Below are 15,145 nucleotides of genomic sequence, written 5' to 3' on the forward strand. Positions count from 1 at the left end.
GGATGTGACGCGCCTCTCGGCTGCCTCAGCCGTCCACCTCGGGCGGCGCGGGGTTCGGCCGCAGGCACACCTTCGTCACCGCGTGGTGGGCCACCTCGAGCACCTCGATGCTCCAGCGCTCGAGCTCGATGACGTCACCGGCCACGTCGGGGATCCGGCCCAGGCGCTTGAGGACGATCCCGGCGACGGTGGCGTACTCGCCGGTGTGCCGGGCGTCGATCACCACCCCCAGGTCCACGAGGTCGTGGATGGGGAAGGTGCCGGGCAGGACGTAGGACCCGTCGGTGGCCGCCTCGACCCCGATCACGTCGCGGTCGGTCTCGTCGTAGATCTCGCCCACGATCTCCTCGAGCAGGTCCTCCAGGGTGACGATGCCGTCGGCCGCGCCGTACTCGTCGATGACGATCGCCATCTGCTGACGCCCGGCCCGCAGCTCGCGCAGCGCATCGGAGATGCGCATCGTCTCCGGAAGCATCAGGGCGGGCGTGGTGAGCGTCCCGATCAGGACGGCGTCGTCGGAGACCAGGGACGCCCAGTGCAGCACGCCGACCACGTCGTCGAGGCCGTGGCTGTTGGTGACCGGCACCCGGGAGTGCCCCGTCTGCGCCATCGCGACACGCGCCTCCACCGCCGTCACGTTGCTGCGCAGGAAGAACACCGACCCGCGCGGCACCAGGACCTCGCGCAGGATCCGGTCGTGCAGCTCGAGGGCGCCGCTGATGATCTCGCGCTGCTCCGCCTGCAGGCCCTGGTGGCTGCTGACCAGGTCGCGCAGCTCCTCGGGGCTGAGCTGGTCCGCGGCGGCCTCGGGGTGACCGCCGAAGAGGCGTACGACGAGGTTGGTCGACGCGCCGAGGAGGGCCACCGCCGGCCGGGAGACCCGGGAGACCACGTCGAGGGGCCGGACCACCCGCAGCGCCCACGGCAGCGCCCGCTGCATCGCGATCCGCTTGGGGGCGAGCTCGCCGAAGACGAGGGTGAGGAACGTCAGCACGATCGTGACGCCGGCGATCGCCACCGGCTCGGCGGCGGAGCCGAGGAAGGCGAGGCTCGGCACCAGCGGCTCGGCCAGCGAGACCGCCGCGGTCGCCGAGGCCAGGAAGCCGGCGAGGGTGATCCCGATCTGGATCGTGGCCAGGAACCGGTTCGGATCGCGCGCGAGGCGCACCAGCCGCAGGGCGCGGGCGCCACCCTCCCGCTCGAGCTTGTTCAGCTGGCCCTCGCGCAGCGAGATCAGCGCCATCTCGCTGCCGGCGAAGGCGGCGTTCAGAAGCACCAGCAGCCCGATGAGCGCCACGTCCAGCAGGTAACCGTTCACGACTCGTGCCACCAACCCCTGTGCGCGGTCCCGGGCGTCGGTCCCGGACCCTTTCCCCGAGCATGCCGGGGCGGCCAAGGCCCGGGGGCGGATCCGCGGAGACTTTCACGCTCCCTTCATCCGTCCTGCCTAGCGTCGGTGGCAGCCACCAGGGAGGCCCCGTGCACACATCGACCATGGAGACCGCCGGCCAGCTGCCGTTCGACCGGTCCTGGTTCCTCCACGTGAACTCGTTCGCCCGGTCCACGCCGTGGCTGCACGCTCCGGCGCGGGTCTGGGCGGAGTACGGCGTCGTCGTGTTCGCAGCGCTGCTGCTGTGGAGCTGGTGGAGCGCCCGCGGCCGGCGCGACCCGAAGGCGGTCGCCGCGGCGCTGTGGGCGCCGCTCGGGACCGTGCTCGCGGTCGGCCTCAACCAGCTGGTCGGCGGCGCCGTCGACGAGGCGCGCCCGTACGCCGTTCTCCCGCACGTGCTCGTGCTCGTCTCCCGCACCAGCGACTTCTCGTTCCCCAGCGACCACGCGGTGATGGCCGGCTCGGTGGCGGCCGGGATCTTCGTCGCCAACCGGCGCCTGGGCGTGGTGGCCGCCGTCGCCGCGCTGGCGATGTGCGCGACCCGGGTGTACGTCGGCGCCCACTTCCCCGGTGACGTGATCGCCGGGGCGCTCTTCGGGGCACTCGTGACGCTGGCCGGGTGGCTGCTGGTCCACCGGGTCCTGGTGCGGCTCGTCGAGGCCCTGGCCGGCACCCCGCTGCGCATCTTCGTCAGCGCCGGCCCGGCCACGGCGCCGGGGCAGCTCGAAAGCCCGTGATCGACTCGGTCGCCTCGCACATCCTCGCGCTGCCGATCTGGGTGGCCCTGCTGGTGGTGTTCGCGATGCCCGCGCTGGAGTCGTCGGCGTTCGTCGGCTTCGTCTTCCCCGGCGAGGTGGCCCTGATCTTGGGCGGCGTCCTCGCCGCCGAGGGCCACGCGTCCCTCGCGGCCGTGCTGGTGGCAGCGATCGCCGGCGCGATCGTCGGTGACTCGGTCGGGTACCTGGTGGGGCGGCGGTACGGCCGTCGCCTCCTCCAGGGCGTGCTCGGGCGGTTCGTGCGCCATGAGCACCTCGACCGGGCCGAGCGCTACATCGCCGACCGGGGCGGCAAGGCCGTCTTCCTCGGCCGGTTCACCGCGGCGCTGCGGGTGATGATCCCGGGGCTGGCGGGCATGTCGCGGATGCACTACCCGACCTTCGCCGTCTACAACGTCGCCGGCGGCGCCGCCTGGGCGACCATGTCGGTCCTGCTCGGCTACGTCGGCGGCAGCAGCTGGCAGCAGGTCGCACAGCTCGCCTCCCGCATCGGGCTCGGCGCCCTCGCGCTGGTCCTCGCCGGCGCCGCGACGGGCCTGGTGGTGCGGCGGCGCCACAGCGGCTGGGCGCGGCGCCAGCGGGACCGGCTCGTCGCCAGTCGCCCGGTGGTGCGCCTGGCCGCGCGTTTTCCCCGCACCACCACGTGGGTGGGCCGGAGGCTCGACCCGGCGACCGGCGGCGGGCTCCCCCTGACGGCGGTGGTCGCGACCGGGGCGGGCTCCACGTGGCTCTTCCTGGGCATCACCCAGGACGTCGTCGCCCGCGAGGAGCTGACCTCGCTCGACCCTCGTGTCCACGCGTGGGTGCTCGACCACCGCCTCGCCTGGCTGGACCGCCTGATGCAGGCTGCCACCTGGCTGGGGTCGAACGCCGTGCTCGTCCCGCTGCTGCTGCTCGCGGGGCTCGCGCTGTGGCGGGCCCGCCGCACGTGGACGCCGCTGGCGTGGATCACGATCGTCTACGGCGCGGCCCTCCTGGCCCGCGCGGTCGTGGGCGAGGCCGTCCACCGCCACCGGCCGCCCGCCGCGGACTGGCTCGCCGCCGCCAGCGGGTGGTCGTACCCGTCGGGCCACACGCTGCAGGCCACGGCGGCGTACGGCGTGCTGGTGGTGCTGCTGGCGTCCGGCAGGGCCGCGCGGACGCGTGCTCTGCTGGCCGGCGGCGCCGCCCTGGTGGTCGCGGTGGTGGCGGCCAGCCGGGTCTACCTCGGCATGCACTGGCTCACCGATGTGCTCGGGTCCGTCACCCTCGGCGTCGCGCTGCTGTGCTGGTGGTGGGTGGCACGCTCGTGGCTGCGCTCCGGGCCCGCGGTGGATGCCGCAGCGCCTGCCGTCCCGGACGAGGATCCCGCCGGCTGGGGACCGTCGCGAAGACGTCGGTGAACCGCTCGCCCGCGGGCCTGCCCTGCTCGGCGTACCACTCGGTGCCGAAGGCGAGCGCGAAGATCGGCCGGGGCAGCCGCAGGATGCGCTCCAGGGCCCGGACCTGGCCCTCGGCGCGGCGCTGCGACGCGTGCGCCGCCAGCGCGGCCCGCTTCGCGTCGAGCTGGTTCCGCACCCGGATCCGGTGCGTGATGCGGCTCCGGGGGCTGAACACCCGGTCCACCCCGAGCGGGGCCGAGCGTCCCAGGGCGCTGCCGAGGAACCGGAGCAGTCGCAGCGAGCCGACGAAGAGGGGGGCGGACACCGTGGCCTCGAGCACCACCGGCGTGCCGGCCAGCTCGGCGGCCCGGCTGCCGACACGGTGCACCTGGACGTGGTCGGGGTGCCCGTAGCCGCCGTTGGGGTCGTAGATCGTCAGGACGTCGACGTCCTCCTCGCGCAGCAGCTCCGCGAGGCGAGCGGCGGCCGCCTCGACGTCGACGTGCACGAACGCGTCGGCGTCCGCCGGGTCCGGCCTCAGGCCCGAGTCGGCGTAGTCCAGCGACACGACCCGGGCGCAGCCCAGGGCGGCGGCGGACGCCTCCAGCTCGGCCCTGCGCAGGCGCGCGAGCCGCTCACCCGCACCGTCGACGGCGCCGGCCAGCCCGCGCTCGCCGCAGGTCGCGGTCACCAGCACCACCCGGTGCCCGCGCGCCGCGGCCTGCGCGAGGGTGCCGCCGGTCAGCAGCGCCTCGTCGTCGGGGTGGGCGTGGAAGGCCAGCAGCGTGAACCGGGCGGACTCGTCGCGTGTCATCGGGACTCCCCTCCCCGCCCTCGGACGACGGGCCGGGGTGCGCGGGCAAGGGCCGCGGGCGGCGCGGCGGCCAGCGCGTAGGCGCGGTCGTTGTCCTCGAGCGCGGACCGCCAGGTCAGCGACGACGGGTGGGTGCGGTTGTGCTCGGAGACCCGGTGCCGCAGCGGCTCGTCCTCGACGAGCAGCCGCAACCGGTCGACCATGGCGGCGTCGGAGGCCACCAGCCAGCCCTCGACGCCGTCGCTGACGAACTCCGACATCCCGCTGGCGGCATGGCCGACGACGGGCAGCCCGACGCACCGAGCCTCGAGCGCCGCCAGCCCGAACGACTCGAGCCGCGCCGGGGCGACGTACACGTCGGCGCCGGCCAGGTGGTGCAGCACCTCCGCCGGCTCGAGCCGACCGGTCACGGTGACCGCGTCGGCCAGGCCACGGTGCCGCACCCGCTGCTCGGCCCGGCGCCGCAACGGCCCGTCGCCGACGATGGTCAGCTGGACGTCGACGGCGGTGGACCGCCGGAGCGCCTCGAAGACGGTCAGCAGCGGCAGCGGTCGCTTCCGACGGGCGATCCGCATCGTGCTCACCAGCCGGACCGGGCCGGCGCCGCGCACGTGGAGGTCGCGCGGCGGCACGTCGACCGCGTTCGGCAGCACCGGCACCGACGGCGGGCCGGGCAGGTGGCGCGCGAGCTGGTGGGCCGCCTCGCGACTCACCGCGGTCCAGAGCACCGGGGCACGCCGCAGGTCGGCGAGGCTCGCGGCCAGGGCCGCCACCGGACCCAGCCCGTTCCACATGGAGTGGACGGTCACGACCGTGGGCACGCCGCGGCGTGCGGCCAGCGCCGCCATCCGCGAGGTGAACGGCGAGAGCACGGACACGTGGGCGTGCACGAGGTCGTACGCCGCGAAGTCGAACGGCGAGGCGTCCGCGACCGAGCGCGCGCGGCGCACCGTCACCGGGCCGGAGTCGTCCCAGCGCCGGCCGTCCGCCGCGGCCGGCGTCGTGGTGAGCACCGTGACCGCGTCCCCGCGCGCCGCCTGCCGGGACGCCAGCGTGGCGACGTGGGTCTCGATGCCACCGAGCACCGGCTGGTAGCTGTCGGCCACGTGCAGGATCCTCATGCGACCGTGCCGAACCTGCGGCGGCCGGCGGACGTCCGCTGCCCCCACACCCACGCGGCCAGCAGCGCGCCACCCACGGGGATCTCCATCACGATCAGGAACACGCGGTAGAGCAGGACCCCGGCGACCACCGCGACGGGGTCGAGCCCGGCCGCCACCAGCCAGGCGATGGTGCCGACCTCGGCCACGCCGGTCCCGCCCGGGGTCAGCGGCACCAGGGTGCCGAGCCGCTCGATGGCGGCCGCGGTCAGCACGATGCCCACCGGCGCGGCCAGCCCGACGGCGTGCAGGGAGACGTAGAGCAGCACGACCTGCGCAGCGACGTACCCGATGCTGCCCGACAGGAGCCGCTGCCAGTGGCCGGCGAGCACCTCGCGGATCCGGCCACCCGACTCCCGGCCGAGCGCGCGCAGGTGGCGCAGCCAGCCGGCGTCCGGCTCCGCACCGGAGCGGCGACGGCCCAGCACCGCGCGCGCCAGCAGCGCGACGACGATGACCGCCGCGCAACCGGCCGTGATCGCCCAGAGCACCGGTGGCACGTGCAGCGACAGGGCCACCAGGGTGGCCACCGCGACCATCGGCAGCACCAGCTTGGCCAGGACGTCCAGCACGTTGGTCAGCAGGCAGTAGGCGGCGAAGGCGCCGTCGGAGTGCCCCCAGGCGCGCACCATCCGCCAGTTCATCGCGGTGGCGACGGCACCCCCGAGGGGTACGACGTTGGCGACGGCGCTGCCGCTGAGGTTCAGCAGCAGGCTGCGCCGCACCCCCAGGCCCGGCAGTGCGGCGGAGAGCACCAACGAGTAGATCCCGAGCCCACCCAGCCAGACGAGGGCCAGCAGCCCGAGCTGCCACGCGGTCACACCTCCGAGCACGCCGAGGACGCCGACCCAGCTGACGCCGGCGGCGCCGTGGGTCGCCGTCCAGAGGCCGCCGGCCGCGACCCCGACGACGAGTGCGGCCTTCCCCAGGAGGGTCCACCTCGTCATGAGCAGTTCCTTCCCGCGCGGCGCCGTCACGTCGAATCTGCTCCGCGCGCATGAAGGACGGATGAAGGCACGACGCCCCGACGAGGGGGTCCGGCAGCGGCCGGGTCAGGACTCGTCGGTGGCCTGCGGCCCGGACGCGTCGTCGGACAGCGCCGCTGCCGTCCTCGCGGCCCGGTTGCGGTGCCAGAGGACGACTCCCGCCACCGCGAACAGGAGCAGGAGCACCGCGCCGAACGCGCCGAGGCTCGACTCGACACGCTGGTAGGACTTGCCCGCGACGTAGCCCAGCACGCACACCGCGGTCCCCCACGCGATCCCCCCGAGCGCGTTGAACAGCAGGAAGCGCCGGTAGGGCATGCCACTCATCCCGCACAGCCCCGGCGTGACGGCGCGCAGCAGCGCGGTGAACCGGCCGGCGACGACCGTGACCCCGCCCTTGTCCTGCAGCCGCATCCGGGCGACCTCGAGGCGGGCCCGGTGGCGGCGCAGCAGCCGCGACTCCAGGAGCCGGGGACCGAAGAGGCGGCCCACCTCGTAGCCGACGCTGTCACCGACGATCGCCGCCACGATGACGACGACGAGCAGCTCGGTGAGGGACAGGTGACCCGCGGAGGCCAGGGCGCCGCCGAGCAGCACCGCGGTCTCCCCGGGCAGCACGAACCCGACGAAGAGGGCCGCCTCGGCGAACACCAGCGCGCCGATCATCGCGAGGGCCAGCGGGGCCGGGACCGACGTCAGCAGGTCGGTCACGTGCCCGACCAGGTTGCCCATGGCGCACCTCCTGAGCACCGCCGACCGCTCCGTTCCTCACGCTACGCCGGGCGTGCTTGAATCCACGGCATGGACCCGATCCGGCACCAGGTGCGGGTGCCGTGCGGCCCGGAGCGTGCGTTCGAGGTGTTCACCGCCGAGATGGGCGCCTGGTGGGACCCTGTCTACTCCCCCGACCCCGCGTCGTACACCGGGATCCGGGTGGAGCCGCTGGTCGGCGGCCTCGTCGCGCTCCTCCACGGCGGCGCGCCGTACCCCTTCGGCGAGGTGACCGTGTGGGAGCCCGGTGAGCGGTTCGCGCAGACGTGGACGCTCGCCATGGACCCCGCCCACCCCTCCGCGCTCGACGTGCGGTTCGAGCCGGTCGAGGGCGGCTGCCGGGTCCTGCTCGAGCACGGTGGCTGGACCGCCGGGAACGCCGCGTTCCGGGGCAGGTTCCGCGACTGGCCGCACCTGCTGGGGCGGTACGCCGAGACCACGGAGGGTGCCTAGGCTTCGGTCATGACCACCGCGCGGACCGTGCCCGTGACCACGGAGATGGACGGGGACGAGCTGGACGCCGAGGATGCCTGGCGGCTGGTCCGACGGTTCGGGCTGCGCCGGATCGCGGTGGGTGCGTTCGTGCGGTTCCGCTACGGCGACGGGTTCACCAACAGCCGCGCGCTGGCCCTGCAGGCGTGCCTGGCCGTGGTGCCGTTCCTGCTCGCGTTGACCGGGCTGGCGGCCAACCTCGACCAGGAGCGCCCGGCCCGGGTCGTCGCCGCGACGATCCAGAAGGTGTCACCGGGCCAGGGCGGTGGCGATGCCCTGGCCAGCGCCGTCGACGGCCCCAGCAGCAGCGAGGAGGCCGGCAAGCTCGCGCTGGGCCTCGGCCTCGTCTTCGCGCTGATGTCGATGACGACCGCGATGGCGCAGGTGGAGCGCGGGTCCAACCGGATCTACGGCATCCGCCGGGACCGGCCGGCGCTCGCCAAGTACGGCCGGTCCGCGCTCCTCACCGCGATCCTGGCCGCGCCGGTCGGGGTGGGCTTCCTGATGCTGGTGGCCGGCGGGTCGTTCGGCGAGGCGATGACCCAGAACTACGGCTGGTCGGACGGCACCCTGCTCGCCTGGCAGGTGCTGCACTGGCCGGCCGGGGTCGCGCTGCTCGTCTTCGCGATCGCGGTCCTGCTCGACCACGCGCCGAGGCGGCGCCAGCCCGCGCTGTCGTGGCTGGCGCTCGGCGCGGGGGTCGCGGTGCTGCTCACCCTCGTCGTCACCGGCGGGCTGGCGACCTACGTGCACCTGAGCTCGTCGTTCGGCAGCACCTACGGGCCGCTCGCCGGCATCGTGGCGCTGCTCCTGTGGTCGCTGCTCTCGGCGATGGCGTTCTTCTACGGCGTGGCCGTGTGCGCGCAGCTCGAGGCGCTGCGGGCCGGCGACCACGACCCGGCGTACGACGACCCGGGCCGCCCGCACGGGCACGTCGTCGAGTCCTGACCGCGCCGGCGGACGCCAGGCGGGTCGGGACCGGTCACTCCAGGGTGAGCACCTCCGCCACCGGGCGCCGCGGCGTCCGGGGCAGCTCCTCGCGGGTGATCTCCTGCCAGCCCAGCCGCACCAGCAGCTGGGGCCAGGCCCGGCCGTCGAGCACCTCGCGGAGCTCCTCGCGGGTCTGCGGCACCTCCGCCACCTGGCTGAGGGGCAGCACCGACAGGCCGTGCGGGATGGCCGCGAGCCAGAGCGCGCTCAGCGTCTCACCGGCCCGCAGCCAGGAGAGCCGGTCGTCGTCGACGGTGGCCACCGCGACCAGCCCGTCGACGAACTCCGCCGGCTCGCCCCGCGGATCCGGCAGCTCCCCCTGGTCGTAGCGCGAGGGCATCGCCGGCCGGTGCGGGTTGGGCTCCGGGATGCTGGTGGCCGGCACCCCCTCGGGGCCCTCGGCGCGCACCCAGGGCGCGGCCTCGGCGGCGTACAGCTGGTCGCCGCGCTGGATCTCGGCGGCCCGGCGGAGGATCCGGTCGACGCGGACCCGGCGGCCGGGGTCGACGAGCGGGATGACCAGGGCACCCCACTCCTCGGCCTGCTCGGAGAGCCGGTCCAGTCGTTCGGCCGGGAGCGGCCACGAGGTGAACCGGCGGCGGTCGGTGCTGCGGGCCTGCAGTGCCCCCAGCCGCGCCTCGGCCGCGGGGACAACGCGCCCCGGGGCCAGCTCGAGCGTCGCCAGCAGGTCGGGGTCGTCCGCGTCGGGACAACGCTCGACCGTGACCTGCCACCCCAGCCCCGCGGCCGCCACCTGCGCGTGGTGCAGGGCTGCGCCGCAGCTGAGCACCAGGCTGCGCGCGTCCGGGTCGGCGTGCAGGAGCTGCCGGCTGCGGTCGGCGTACAACCGCAGCCGCGAACCCTCCGCACGCCACCGCCACGGCTGCGTGTTGTGGACGCTGGGCGCGCGACAGGCCAGCTCGACGATCTCGCGGAACGGGACGGTGGTCCGGGCCTGCCTGCGCACGGCTGCCGTCGACCTCATCGTCGGGTCCCTCGAGTGCTCATCGGCCGCCTTCCTGTCGGGTGCCTCCGACAGCCTCGCCGGTGCCGGTCGGCGGGAGCAGGGCACTTGGTCCCCGGCGGCGTGACGAAAGGACGTTTCCGCGCTTCCGGGCCGCAGTAGCGTGACGGCATGGACGCCAAGCAGTGGGACGCGAGGTACGCCGCCACCGAGCTGGTCTGGTCGGTGTCGCCCAACCAGTTCGTGGCGACCGAGCTGGCCGACCTGCCGCCCGGTCGGGCCGTGGACCTCGCGGCCGGCGAGGGCCGCAACGCGATCTGGCTGGCCGCCCGGGGGTGGGACGTCACCGCGGTCGACTTCTCGCAGGTCGCCCTCGACAAGGGCCGCCGGCTCGCGGACGGCGAGCGCCTCGAGGGCACGATCCGGTGGGTGTGCGCCGACGCGACCACCTGGGAGCCGGACTCGGCGTACGACCTGGCGGTGCTCGCCTACCTGCAGCTGGCGGCCGACGAGCGCCGGGCGGCCGTACGCCGGGCCTTCGCCGCGCTGCGACCCGGCGGCACCTTCCTGCTGGTCGCGCACGACTCGACCAACCTCGAGGAGGGGACGGGCGGACCGCAGGACCCGGCCGTGCTGATGACCGCCGACGACATCCTCGACGACCTCGAGGACGCCGACTTCGAGCCGCTCCGCGCGGAGCGGGTGGTCCGCCAGGTGCCCCAGCCGGACGGCACCACCGCCCCGGCGTACGACGCGCTGGTGCGGCTGGAACGGCTCGGCTAGGCCATGACTCCGACCCAGCTGCGCGCCTTCGCCTGCGTGGTCCGGCTGGGGTCGGTCAAGGCCGCCGCGGGTGAGCTCCGGGTCAGCGAGGCCGCGGTCTCGATGCACGTCGCGCAGCTGCGCAAGGAGCTCGGCGACGTGCTGTTCACCCGCACCTCCTCGGGTCTCGCGTTCAGCCCCGGCGGGCTGCGACTGGCCAGCCGGGCGGTGGAGATCCTCGGGCTCCAGGACCGCACGGTCCGCGAGGTCAGCCAGGCCGGCACCGGCCGGCGGGTGCTGCGGATCGGCAGCTCGAGCCTGTTCGCCGAGCACGCCGCCCCCGGCCTGATCGAGCTGTTCGCGGGCCGCGCGAAGGACCTCGAGGTCGAGCTGAGCGTGCGTCCCCGGGCCGAGTTCCCGGCGCTGCTGGCGGCCCGGACGGTCGACGTCGCGATCGGCCCGGCGCCCGCGAGCCCGCTCGAGGCGCTGTCGGACCTGCAGTTCCTGCGCTACGAGATCGTCACCGTGGCGCGGCCCGACCATCCGCTGGCGAAGCACCCGCTCAGCGCCGACCAGGCCCGGCAGCAGAGCTGGTGCCTCGGCCCGGCCGCGGCGGAACCCGACGGGATGGTCCCCGAGATGCTGCGCCGCCTCGCGGTCCCCGAGCAGCACCAGCAGATCTTCCAGAGCCACGCCGCCGCGCTCGAGGAGGTCCAGCGCACCGACGGGGTCGCGCTGGCGCTGCGGTTCGCCGTGGTCGGCGACCTCGCGGCCCGGCGCCTGGTCACCCTGGAGGGCCCCGGCCTGCGCGCGCAGGGCCGGTGGGCGGCGATGGCGCTGCCCAAGGAGCACCAGACCCCCGCCGCCGCCGAGCTGCTCCGCTTCATCACCACCCCCCGCGCCACCCAGGCGATGGTGCGCGGCGCGGGCGTGCACCTCGGGCGGTTCAAGCCGGCCGTGCACGTGACGCTGTGGAGCTAGTGATCGCCCGGACGTCATCCGATCCGGTCGCCGGGGTGACCACTCCGGATGACCTCCCCCGTGACGTCATCCGGAGCGGTCGCCGGCACAACCACGACGTATGACGTCCGTGACCTGGCGGCTCAGGCGCCCGCGATCGCGTCGAACACCGCCGGCAGGTCCCGCAGGGTGTGGGCGGGCAGGAACGCGTCGCAGTACGGCAGTGCCGCCGCCATCGAGCCGACCAGGGGCTCGAACCCGACCGCGGCGGCACGCGGGTTGAGCCAGACGATCCGGCGGGCCCGGCGCGAAGCCCGGGCCATCACCGCGGCGAGCTCGGCCGGGGGGTCGCTGTCCCAGCCGTCCGAGGCGATCACCAGCACGCCGCCGCGCACCACGTTGCCGTGCCGCGAGGCCAGCAGCTCACGCAGGCACCGGGCCAGGTGGGTGCCGCCGAAGCGGTCGGCCACCTGCGCGCCGGCCTGCTCGATCGCCGCCTCCGCGGACCGGCGGGCGAGCGCCGGGGTGAGCCGGGTCAGCGAGGTCGAGAACGCGAACGCCTCGGCCCGCCGGGTGCGCGCGAAGGCCCGCATCAGGTGCAGGTACGCCGTGGAGTAGGCCTGCATGGACTGGCTCACGTCGCACACCAGCGTCACGGTGAGAGGGCGCTTCACGTGGTGGTAGCGCTTGAGCTCCATCGGCTCCCAGCCGGTACGTCGCGACGCGGCGATCGTCTCCCGCAGCGCGACCCGACGCCCGGTCGGCCGGACCCGCAGCCGGCGGCTGCGCCGGGTCGGCCAGCGGGGGGCGGAGGCCTCCAGCCAGCGTCCCAGGACCGCCAGCTCGTCCTCGTCGAGCTGCTCGAGCGGGGTGTCGGCGATCCGCGCGACCGCGCTGGGGAGCAGCTCCGGGAGCGTGTGCTCCTCGCCCGACGCGTCGTCGGAGGACACAGCCGTCGGCAGCGTGTGCCACGGCAGGTCGCCGGCCCCGCCCTCGGCGCCCGCGTCGCCGGCCACCCGGCGGAGCCGGTGCTCGGGATCGGGTGGGGGCTCGACCCCGCTGCGCCGGGCCTGCGGATCGACCTCGAGCACCGCGTCGCTGAACGCCGCGTGGAAGACCCGGTCGAAGGTCTCCAGGTCGTGCTCGCGGTTCACCAGGGTGAGCCGCGCGAGCCAGTACAGCCGCCCCACCCGGGCCGGCGGCGCGGCGGCCAGGGCGTCGGCGAACGCCCGCATCGCGGTCATGCTCACCGGTACGCCGTGCCGGCGCAGCCGCTCGGCCAGCGCCACCACCAGCACGGCGCGGTCGGCCCCGCCCAGCAGCGGTGGCGGCGGCGACGTGGACACGGTCAGCCGAGCGCGTAGGAGTCGAGCGACTCGAGGACCAGCTCCCGGTCGTCGGGCGTCTTGACCACCGCGCCCAGCGTCGCGACCACCACGTCCCGGACCAGCTCGGTGGCGCCGAGCGCGGAGAGGGCGGCCACCCAGTTGATCGCCTCGGCCACCCCGGGCGGCTTCTCCAGGTCGAGCGCGCGCACGTGGCCCACGAACTGCGCCGCCGACTCGATCAGCGCCGCGCTCGCCGACGGGGCGGTCCGCCGCAGGATCGCCACCACCCGCTCCGGCTCGGGGAAGTCCAGCCAGTGGTAGAGGCAGCGGCGCCGCAGCGCGTCGTGCAGCTCGCGGCTGCGGTTGGAGGTGAGCACGACGATGGGCGGCTGCCGGGCGGTGAACGTGCCGATCTCCGGGACCGTCACCGACCCCTCCCCCAGCGCCTCGAGCAGCAGCGCCTCGAACTCGTCGTCGGCCCGGTCGACCTCGTCGATCAGCAGCACCGGCGGCCGCGGCCCGTCGTACCGCACGCAGCGCAGGATCGGCCGCTCGACGAGGAACTCCTCGCTGAACAGGTCGGCCTCGGTGAGCTGCTGGTGCTGCGACTCCGCGAGCCGGATCGCCAGCAGCTGGCGCTGGTGGTTCCAGTCGTAGAGCGCCTCGTTGGCGGTCAGCCCCTCGTAGCACTGCAGCCGGACCAGCGGCGCGTCGAGGACCTCGGCCAGCACCTGCGCGGCCGCGGTCTTGCCGACGCCCGGCTCGCCCTCGAGCAGCAGCGGCAGCCCGAGCCGCAGGGTCAGGAAGACCGCCGTGGCCATGCCCTCGTCGGCCAGGTAGTCGTGCGCGTCGAAGCGTCGCCGCACCTCGTCGATGGACGCCAGCTCGTCGGTCACCGAGCCACCTCGGAGGGCGCCGACCCGAGCAGGGCCTCGTAGTCCGCCCAGGTGTCGACGTCGGGCGGCACCGGTCCCGCGACCCGGACCCGCGCCACGTCCTCGCCGGCGTCGACGAGCTTCCAGACCGCCTTGTCGCCGTGCAGCGCGGTGAGGGTCGCGAACATCGCGCGGTCGAACCACAGCGGGTGGCCCGGCCCGTCGTCGTACTCGCACACGCCGACGGCGTGTCCCGCGGCGCCGGCGACCAGCGCCGCGATCGTGGCCGCGGTGACGCCGGGCTGGTCGCCGAGGAGCAGTACGACGCCCGCGGCGTCGTCGCGCACCCGCGCCAGCGCCGTGCGGATCGAGGTGGCGCAGCCGTCGCCGAAGTCGGGGTTGACCACCACGTCGACGCCCTCGAGGTCGACCCGGTCCCGGATCTCGTCCGCGGCGCCGCCCAGCGCGACCACGACCTGGTCGAGACCGGCCCGCCGGGCGGTGCCGAGGGTGGCGTCGAGCAGCGTGGCCCCGCGGTAGGCGAGCAGCTGCTTGGGCTGCCCCAGCCGCCGGGACCCGCCGGCGGCGAGCACGAGGGCGGCCGTGGTCACGAGGCGTGCTCCCGCGCCTGGTCGGCCAGGTACCGGTCGCGGCAGCCCGGGTTGCAGAACCAGTGGTCGACGCCGTCGACGGTCGCGTGCGGGGTGTCGGGGCCGATCGTGACCGTCATCCCGCAGACCGGGTCGACCGCCTCGCTGGGTCGTACGACGGCCGGCGCGGCCGCCACCGCGAGCCCCTCGACCCGGAGCCGGCGCACCAGCTCGGCCATGATCGACAGCGCCACCTCCGGGGCGGTCCGCGCGCCGATGTCGAGGCCGACGTGGGTGTGGACGCGGGCGGCCTCCGCCTCGGTCAGGCCCAGGCCGTCCAGCAGCGCCTGCCCGCGGGTGCGGCTGATCACCACCCCGACGAACCCGACCCCGGCGTCCAGCGCGGTCCGGACGGGCTCACCCTCGTCGCCGCCGTGGCTGGACACGATCACCGCGGTGGCGACGGCCGGGTCGGCGCCCTCGGCGGCCCGCTCGACGACGAACCCGAGCCCGGGGGCGAGGGTCGCGAGCGCCTCGGTCGTGGGCGAGGTGCCGACGAGGTGCAGCACCGGCGCGGGCAGCAGCGGCTCCAGGTAGATCTCCAGGGCGCCGCCGGACAGGCACGGGTTGACCACGATGCTGGCGCCGGGCGACTCGGGGAAGACGTCGTCGCCGCCAGGCAGCACCCGCAGCAGCACGGACTCCCCCGACCCGAGGGCCCGCAGCGCGGCGGTGCGGACCGAGCCGGCGGCGCAGTGCCCGCCGACGAAGCCCTCCAGGGTCCCGTCGGCCAGCACGATCGCCCGGTCGCCGGGGTGGGCCGAGGTCGGCTCCTGGGCGCGCACCACCGTGGCCTGGACGAACGGCACCCGCGACGCGGTGAGCTCGTCGATCCGGCTCGCGATCGTGGTGGTGGTCACACTCAC

15 protein-coding genes and 1 pseudogene are annotated in these 15,145 nt (G+C 75.3%); 6 read left to right on the plus strand and 10 right to left on the minus strand.

The features are described from left to right. Positions 1 to 25 precede the first annotated feature (25 nt). Positions 26 to 1,318, minus strand: coding sequence for a hemolysin family protein (locus tag ABD268_RS06990; protein ID WP_344149465.1), 1,293 nt, complete (start codon positions 1,316 to 1,318; stop codon positions 26 to 28). 161 nt (positions 1,319 to 1,479) lie between these two features. On the opposite strand from ABD268_RS06990, the gene ABD268_RS06995 reads away from it, so the two are divergent. After that, entirely contained in the window at positions 1,480 to 2,127 is a 648-nt protein-coding gene (locus tag ABD268_RS06995; protein WP_344149466.1) for a phosphatase PAP2 family protein, read from the plus strand. 65 nt (positions 2,128 to 2,192) lie between these two features. Further along, positions 2,193 to 3,398 (plus strand): annotated as a pseudogene (locus ABD268_RS07000) (VTT domain-containing protein); the annotation flags it as partial. Between the two features lie 10 nt (positions 3,399 to 3,408). Here ABD268_RS07000 and ABD268_RS07005 read toward each other — a convergent pair. The 4 genes from ABD268_RS07005 to ABD268_RS07020 form a co-directional block, all read right to left on the minus strand. Continuing rightward, complete coding sequence (locus ABD268_RS07005) at positions 3,409 to 4,341, minus strand: PIG-L family deacetylase (protein ID WP_344149468.1); 933 nt, start codon at positions 4,339 to 4,341, stop codon at positions 3,409 to 3,411. Then, entirely contained in the window at positions 4,338 to 5,462 is a 1,125-nt protein-coding gene (locus ABD268_RS07010) for a glycosyltransferase family 4 protein (protein WP_344149470.1), read from the minus strand. The genes ABD268_RS07005 and ABD268_RS07010 overlap by 4 nt, the downstream gene beginning before the upstream one ends. Further along, the gene (locus ABD268_RS07015; protein WP_344149472.1) at positions 5,459 to 6,448 is read right to left on the minus strand and encodes a lysylphosphatidylglycerol synthase transmembrane domain-containing protein; all 990 of its coding nucleotides are present in this window, start codon (positions 6,446 to 6,448) and stop codon (positions 5,459 to 5,461) included. Before ABD268_RS07015 ends, ABD268_RS07010 begins: the two co-directional genes overlap by 4 nt. A gap of 105 nt (positions 6,449 to 6,553) precedes the next feature. Continuing rightward, entirely contained in the window at positions 6,554 to 7,219 is a 666-nt protein-coding gene (locus ABD268_RS07020) for a DedA family protein (protein WP_344149474.1), read from the minus strand. 69 nt (positions 7,220 to 7,288) lie between these two features. Between ABD268_RS07020 and ABD268_RS07025 the strand changes: the two genes are divergently transcribed. Continuing rightward, positions 7,289 to 7,711 carry an SRPBCC domain-containing protein gene (locus ABD268_RS07025; RefSeq protein ID WP_344149476.1) on the plus strand — a complete coding sequence of 141 codons (423 nt, stop codon included), beginning with the start codon at positions 7,289 to 7,291 and terminating at the stop codon, positions 7,709 to 7,711. 9 nt (positions 7,712 to 7,720) lie between these two features. Further along, entirely contained in the window at positions 7,721 to 8,698 is a 978-nt protein-coding gene (locus ABD268_RS07030; protein ID WP_344149478.1) for a YihY/virulence factor BrkB family protein, read from the plus strand. Positions 8,699 to 8,732: 34 nt separating this feature from the next. Here ABD268_RS07030 and ABD268_RS07035 read toward each other — a convergent pair whose 3' ends face one another. Next, positions 8,733 to 9,725 carry an Acg family FMN-binding oxidoreductase gene (locus tag ABD268_RS07035; protein WP_344149480.1) on the minus strand — a complete coding sequence of 331 codons (993 nt, stop codon included), beginning with the start codon at positions 9,723 to 9,725 and terminating at the stop codon, positions 8,733 to 8,735. A gap of 150 nt (positions 9,726 to 9,875) precedes the next feature. Between ABD268_RS07035 and ABD268_RS07040 the strand changes: the two genes are divergently transcribed. Both ABD268_RS07040 and ABD268_RS07045 read left to right on the plus strand, forming a co-directional pair. Continuing rightward, positions 9,876 to 10,487, plus strand: a complete 612-nt coding sequence (locus ABD268_RS07040) for a methyltransferase domain-containing protein (protein ID WP_344149482.1) — start codon at positions 9,876 to 9,878, stop codon at positions 10,485 to 10,487. 3 nt (positions 10,488 to 10,490) lie between these two features. Further along, positions 10,491 to 11,447 carry a LysR family transcriptional regulator gene (locus tag ABD268_RS07045; RefSeq protein ID WP_344149484.1) on the plus strand — a complete coding sequence of 319 codons (957 nt, stop codon included), beginning with the start codon at positions 10,491 to 10,493 and terminating at the stop codon, positions 11,445 to 11,447. 122 nt (positions 11,448 to 11,569) lie between these two features. Here ABD268_RS07045 and ABD268_RS07050 read toward each other — a convergent pair whose 3' ends face one another. Genes ABD268_RS07050 through ABD268_RS07065 form a run of 4 tightly spaced genes read right to left on the minus strand, consistent with a single transcriptional unit; the run spans position 11,570 to position 15,139 of the window. Continuing rightward, the gene (locus tag ABD268_RS07050; protein ID WP_344149486.1) at positions 11,570 to 12,772 is read right to left on the minus strand and encodes a vWA domain-containing protein; all 1,203 of its coding nucleotides are present in this window, start codon (positions 12,770 to 12,772) and stop codon (positions 11,570 to 11,572) included. A 2-nt stretch (positions 12,773 to 12,774) separates the two neighbouring features. Continuing rightward, entirely contained in the window at positions 12,775 to 13,650 is an 876-nt protein-coding gene (locus ABD268_RS07055; RefSeq protein ID WP_344149488.1) for an AAA family ATPase, read from the minus strand. Then, positions 13,647 to 14,240, minus strand: coding sequence for a nucleotidyltransferase family protein (locus ABD268_RS07060; protein ID WP_344149490.1), 594 nt, complete (start codon positions 14,238 to 14,240; stop codon positions 13,647 to 13,649). Before ABD268_RS07060 ends, ABD268_RS07055 begins: the two co-directional genes overlap by 4 nt. Next, positions 14,237 to 15,139 carry an XdhC family protein gene (locus ABD268_RS07065; protein ID WP_344149492.1) on the minus strand — a complete coding sequence of 301 codons (903 nt, stop codon included), beginning with the start codon at positions 15,137 to 15,139 and terminating at the stop codon, positions 14,237 to 14,239. The genes ABD268_RS07060 and ABD268_RS07065 overlap by 4 nt, the downstream gene beginning before the upstream one ends. Between the last annotated feature and the right edge of the window lie 6 nt (positions 15,140 to 15,145).

The sequence above is a fragment of the Nocardioides koreensis genome (genome assembly GCF_039531775.1).
In the GTDB taxonomy this organism is placed as follows: Bacteria; Actinomycetota; Actinomycetes; order Propionibacteriales; family Nocardioidaceae; genus Nocardioides; species Nocardioides koreensis.

Excerpts from the sequence above, each read along its gene's own strand:
- ABD268_RS07005 (WP_344149468.1), bottom strand. The coding sequence starts at position 4,341 with ATGACACGCGACGAGTCCGCCCGGTTCACGCTGCTGGCCTTCCACGCC.
- ABD268_RS07010 (WP_344149470.1), bottom strand. The coding sequence starts at position 5,462 with ATGAGGATCCTGCACGTGGCCGACAGCTACCAGCCGGTGCTCGGTGGC.
- ABD268_RS07015 (WP_344149472.1), bottom strand. The coding sequence starts at position 6,448 with ATGACGAGGTGGACCCTCCTGGGGAAGGCCGCACTCGTCGTCGGGGTC.
- ABD268_RS07020 (WP_344149474.1), bottom strand. The coding sequence starts at position 7,219 with ATGGGCAACCTGGTCGGGCACGTGACCGACCTGCTGACGTCGGTCCCG.
- ABD268_RS07025 (WP_344149476.1), top strand. The coding sequence starts at position 7,289 with ATGGACCCGATCCGGCACCAGGTGCGGGTGCCGTGCGGCCCGGAGCGT.
- ABD268_RS07030 (WP_344149478.1), top strand. The coding sequence starts at position 7,721 with ATGACCACCGCGCGGACCGTGCCCGTGACCACGGAGATGGACGGGGAC.
- ABD268_RS07035 (WP_344149480.1), bottom strand. The coding sequence starts at position 9,725 with ATGAGGTCGACGGCAGCCGTGCGCAGGCAGGCCCGGACCACCGTCCCG.
- ABD268_RS07040 (WP_344149482.1), top strand. The coding sequence starts at position 9,876 with ATGGACGCCAAGCAGTGGGACGCGAGGTACGCCGCCACCGAGCTGGTC.
- ABD268_RS07045 (WP_344149484.1), top strand. The coding sequence starts at position 10,491 with ATGACTCCGACCCAGCTGCGCGCCTTCGCCTGCGTGGTCCGGCTGGGG.